A 5,061-nucleotide genomic window follows, 5' to 3' on the forward strand; every position below is an offset into this window, starting at 1 on the left:
GAGCCTGATCTGTGAATCAGACTCGATGCTGTAAGTTCTTGTTGTCGCATCTCTTTTGCCGAAAACCGGCACCCACTTTTCGGCGCGATGCTCTAGAAAACGCGGTAGCTGTGGCTCCTGGATTGCTTCGCCATGCCAATCCCGTGGATTGGCAGAGCTCGCAATGACGCCTGGGTCAAACATCGCAGCCGTTGGTACCAGGCCCGCCGCCCTATTCCCGCGCCAGGTCGGAGCTGCGCTCCACCAGGTCCTTGATGTCCTGGCCGAGTTGCTCGAAGCCGAAGCGCAGGGCGTAGAGGCGGCCGACCTCCTCGCTCTGCAGTTCGCGCAGCACGCCGGCACCGCGCAGCTTGTCCATGGCGGCGACATAGGCGGACAGGCTGGCATCGAAGCCCGCGGCATCCGGCCCGAGAAAGCCGCGCCGCAGGGCTTCGGCGATGCCGCGCAGCAGGCCGACGGTGGCATCCCGCATCGCCTCCAGAGGCTCGGTCAGGGTCGGCGCCACCCGTTCCGGCAAGGCGCGCACGCAGACGCGGGCAATGATGACAAGATCGTGCCGGACCCGGTAGAGCGTGCGCGCCATCGGCTCGGGGTCGATGGCATGGCTGAGATGGGCGCTGCGCTCGCGCACCGTCTCCTCCACCGCCGCATCGATCTGGCGCAGGCCGGCGCGGATGCGCTTGTTGATGCCGGCCAGCTCCGGCCGGCCCTTGCCGTCGAGGAGGCTGCCGGTCAGGGCAAGCAGGAGCTCGGCATTGAGATCGGCCACGCGTGCGGCCGCGGCGGCAAGCGCGCCCTGCGCCCGCGCCGGCAGCACGAAGAGGGCGACGCCGACGCCGACGATGATGCCGAGCGCAATCTCCGCCACGCGCTCGGCCGCATAGGCATAGGGCGGCAACAGCGTGCCGCCTGCCGGAATCAGCACGATCAGCGCGGTGATGGGGGCAACCCGGAAGCTCGGCCTGAGAGCCGAAGCCACCGCCATCGGCGCCACGGCGGTCAATACCGCCAGGCCAAGCGCGACATTGCCCTCATGGTGCGGCAGCACCACCGACACCACCGCGCCCCACAGGGCCCCGAGCAGCGTGCCGGCCATCCGGTCCATCGCCGCCTTGACCGAGCCGCCGAGGCTTGCCTGCATGACGATGATGGAGGTGATCACCGCCCAGCTCGACTGGGAAAGATCCACCAGCTTGACCGCGACGAAAGTCAGGCCTGCCGCCACCGTGACGCGGATGGCGAGGGCCAGTTCCATGCGCTTGGCCGCGAACCATTTGAACAGGCGAGCCGTGGCACCAGCGCCGATCATCATCAACCCATCACATCATTTGCAAGATGCGATGGTAGAAAGGTTGAAGCGGAGCGCAACCTCTGCGTTTTCCAATCCACGGTGTGCCGAACCTTGACGTGCCTGCCGGTGAGGTCCATGTCATCCCCAAACGAAACCAGCGGTGCCCGATGATCCCGTCCTATGCGCGCTTTGGCCTGATGTCCCGTCGCCCTACCGTCCCCGTCGATGTCGGTGGCGTCCTGGTCGGCGGCGGCGCGCCCATCGTGGTGCAGTCGATGACCAATACCGACACCGCCGATATCGACGGCACGGTGCGGCAGGTCGCGGCGCTGGCCCGAGCCGGCTCCGAAATGGTGCGCATCACGGTCGATCGCGACGAAGCCGCCGCGGCTGTGCCGCGCATCAAGGAAAGGCTGATGCGCATCGGCGTGACCACGCCGATCATCGGGGATTTCCACTATATCGGCCACAAGCTGCTGGCCGACCATCCCGCCTGTGCGCAGGCGCTCGACAAATATCGCATCAATCCCGGCAATGTCGGCTTCAAGGACAAGCGCGACCGCCAGTTCGGTGCCATCATCGAGATGGCGATGCGCCATGACAAGCCGGTGCGCATCGGTGCGAATTGGGGCTCGCTCGACCAGGAACTGCTCACCCACCTGATGGACGCGAACGCCAGGAGCGAAGCGCCGGTCGACGCCCGCACCGTGACCTGGGAAGCGCTGGTGCAATCGGCCTTGCTCTCCGCAGACCGCGCGGTGGAGATGGGCCTGCCCAAGTCCCGTATCATCATCTCGGCCAAGGTCTCGGCGGTGCAGGATCTCATCGCCGTCTACAACGAGATGGCCAGCCGTTCCGACTATGCCCTCCATCTCGGCCTCACCGAGGCAGGCATGGGCTCGAAAGGCATCGTCGCCTCGGCTGCCGCCCTCTCGCCGCTGCTGCAGGCCGGCATCGGTGATACCATCCGCGTCTCGCTCACGCCCGAACCCGGCGGCGACCGCACCCAGGAGGTCAAGGTCTCCCAGGAGATCCTGCAGGTGATGGGCATCCGCACCTTCGTGCCACTGGTAGCCGCCTGCCCCGGCTGCGGACGCACCACGTCCACTGTGTTCCAGGAACTCGCCCAGAGCATCCAGGGCTTCATCGTCGACTCGATGCCCGACTGGAAGACGCGCTACCCGGGCGTCGAAACGCTGAAGGTTGCGGTGATGGGCTGTATCGTCAACGGTCCCGGCGAGAGCAAGCATGCCGATATCGGCATCTCGCTGCCCGGCACCGGCGAGACGCCGACGGCGCCGGTGTTCATCGACGGCCAGAAGGCCGCGACCCTGCGTGGTCCCGGCATCGCCGACGAATTCAAGCAGATGGTGATCGACTATATCGAGAACCGCTATGGGGTCAGGCCGGCGGCGGAGTAATTGCTGGGAGCGCGGACGTCCTCGTCCGCTCTTCCTTTCCTGCGAACGCAGCGTTTCCAAGAGCGGACGGGGACGTCCGCGCTCCCAGGCTTACCGGTATCGGTCGATCAGATCCCGCCCCGACGAGGCGACTTCCCTCCCATCGTCCCACCCGGTGCTGCCATCGAGCAGGCCGATATCCCGCAACAGATGATCCGAGAGATCGTAGAGACCGACGAAACGGGGCCGCACGAACGCCTCGCTTCGCTTTGCCGGGCGCTCTCTATCCGCTTGGCTGCAATAAGACTGCCCTATGCGATTGAATTGAACGGCCGTCATGGCCAAATCTCCTGTGCGGCAATTAGCAATATCTGACAGGGATATTCCCATTCCGTGCGGGGTGTGGCTAATTGAAGCTCGATTTGGAGCCATAAAACAGGCTTATCGCAAATGACCCTTCCGCTTCCGCCCCTCACCGCCATCCGGGTGTTCGAAGCCGTGGCGCGGCACCAGAGCTTCACACGCGCCGCCAACGAACTCGGCATGACCCAGGCCGCCGTCTCCTATCAAATCAAGCTACTGGAAGAGCGTTTCGGCGCACCGCTTTTCTTGCGTCGCCCGAAACAGGTCGAGCTCACGGAAGCCGGCCAGCGTCTGGCACCGGCGGTGAGCGAAGCCTTCTCCCTGCTCGCCCAAGCCTATGCCTCGGCGCGCGGCGATGCGGAGGGGGTGCTCACGGTCACGGCCTCGATCACCTTCGCTACGACCTGGCTGGCCCGCCATGTCGGCGCCTTCCAGATCCGCTACCCTTCCCTGGCCGTGCGGATCGACGCCATCAATCAAGCGGTCGACTTTGCGCGCAGCGACATCGATCTCGCCATCCGCCATGGCGACGGCAACTGGCCGGGTTTGTGCAGCCACCGCCTGCTGTCGGGTGAGTATTCCCCCATGCTCAGCCCGAAGCTCGCCGCCACCATCGGCGGCGTGAAGCAGCCAGCCGATCTCCTGCGCCTGCCGCTGCTCGATCCCGGCGACACGTGGTGGGACGATTGGTTCGACCTCGTCAAGGTCGCCCGCCGTCCCAGGGCCCCGGCACGCGGCGAAGTGCAGGCCACGCCGGCGATCACGCGCGGGCAGGATCGCTTCGGCGGCGTCCATCGCGGCCCCGTGGAGATCCCGTGCATCGGCTCGCAGGCCTTCGTCGGAACCGCCGCGCTGGACGGCCAGGGCGTCGCCATCCTCTCCTGCGCGCTGTGGGCCCAGGACCTGGCGGAAGGGAGGCTGATCCAACCGTTCCATCAGGTCGCGGGCGAACATTCCTTCTACCTGGTCTATCCCGAAGCCCGCCGCAACCTGCCTAAGATCCGCGTCTTCCGCGACTGGATCCTGGAGGAGGTCGGCAGAACCGCCAGCATCGGCAACCGGGGCGAAGAGGCCATGGCCTCATAAGACGATCGGGAAGCCAGCCTCCCTTCCATGCCTCTCTATCGATAGCGATCGATCAGATCGCGAGCGCTGGCTGCAGGCTCGGGCCGATCGCCCTTCACATGGCCATCGATAACCCCGATATCCCGCAGCAGGTGATCAGGGAGCTCGCGTAGCGCCACCTTCCGCAAGGCCGCCCGACCAGCCGGCTGCGTTTCATCATGCACCGCATCGGCCCTGTATGAATAAGCTTGCCCTATAGGTTCAATCCGCGCCACTATCATGGCTAAATCTCCAGATCGGCCTCGCTTTTGGCCGTTTCACCTGCAGATTTTTCATGAATTTCGGGTGCTGACGAATTGAAGCTCAAGCAGTGCCCATAAAGAGAGCTGATGCATCGTGAGCACTGTGCTGCCGCCGCTGGCCGCCATCCGGGTCTTCGAGGCCGTGGCGCGGCATCTGAGCTTCACGCGCGCAGCGGCCGAACTCGGCATGACCCAGGCTGCCGTCTCCTACCAGATCAAGCTCCTGGAAGAACGCTTCGGCGGGCCGCTCTTCCTGCGCAAGCCGCGCCAGATCGAGCTCAGCGCGGCCGGCCAGCGCCTAGCGCCGGCGATCACCGACGCCTTCGCCCTGATGACGGAAGCCTATGCGGCGGCGCGCGGCGGCATCGAGGGGGTGCTGACCGTCTGCGCCCGGGTGAGCTTCGCTACAAGTTGGCTGGCGCGCCATATCGGCGCTTTCCAGCTCGCCCATCCCGCACTGGCGGTGCGCATCGAGGCGACCGACCGCGCCATCGACTTCACGCGCGAAGAAACCGACATCGCGGTCTTCTTTGGCACCGGCGACTGGCCCGGCCTGCAGGCGCATCATTTGCTGCATGCCGATTTCACCCCGATGCTGAATCGCGACCTTGCCGCTCGCCTCGGACCGGCCTGCATACCC

General features: G+C 65.6%; 5 protein-coding genes. 3 read left to right on the top strand and 2 right to left on the bottom strand.

Annotation, left to right across the window (positions count from 1 at the left end; translation table 11 throughout):
- Positions 1–211 precede the first annotated feature (211 nt).
- Positions 212–1,312 (bottom strand): aromatic acid exporter family protein, encoded by a 1,101-nt coding sequence (locus tag BA190_RS34055; RefSeq protein ID WP_068299364.1) that lies wholly within the window; start codon positions 1,310–1,312, stop codon positions 212–214.
- A gap of 146 nt (positions 1,313–1,458) precedes the next feature.
- Here BA190_RS34055 and ispG point away from each other — a divergent pair, with 146 nt between their 5' ends.
- Positions 1,459–2,712, top strand: coding sequence for a flavodoxin-dependent (E)-4-hydroxy-3-methylbut-2-enyl-diphosphate synthase (ispG, locus tag BA190_RS34060; protein ID WP_068299368.1), 1,254 nt, complete (start codon positions 1,459–1,461; stop codon positions 2,710–2,712).
- A gap of 90 nt (positions 2,713–2,802) precedes the next feature.
- Here ispG and BA190_RS36360 read toward each other — a convergent pair whose 3' ends face one another.
- The gene (locus BA190_RS36360) at positions 2,803–2,943 is read right to left on the bottom strand and encodes a hypothetical protein (RefSeq protein ID WP_156771833.1); all 141 of its coding nucleotides are present in this window, start codon (positions 2,941–2,943) and stop codon (positions 2,803–2,805) included.
- Positions 2,944–3,141: 198 nt separating this feature from the next.
- Here BA190_RS36360 and BA190_RS34070 point away from each other — a divergent pair, with 198 nt between their 5' ends.
- Both BA190_RS34070 and BA190_RS34080 read left to right on the top strand, forming a co-directional pair.
- Positions 3,142–4,140, top strand: a complete 999-nt coding sequence (locus BA190_RS34070) for a LysR substrate-binding domain-containing protein (protein ID WP_068299377.1) — start codon at positions 3,142–3,144, stop codon at positions 4,138–4,140.
- Positions 4,141–4,515: 375 nt separating this feature from the next.
- Positions 4,516–5,061 (top strand): LysR family transcriptional regulator (locus tag BA190_RS34080; protein WP_156771834.1); only part of this gene is annotated, 546 nt, incomplete at its 3' end.

The organism is Labrys sp. WJW (assembly GCF_001676615.1).
GTDB lineage: Bacteria > Pseudomonadota > Alphaproteobacteria > Rhizobiales > Labraceae > Labrys > Labrys sedimenti.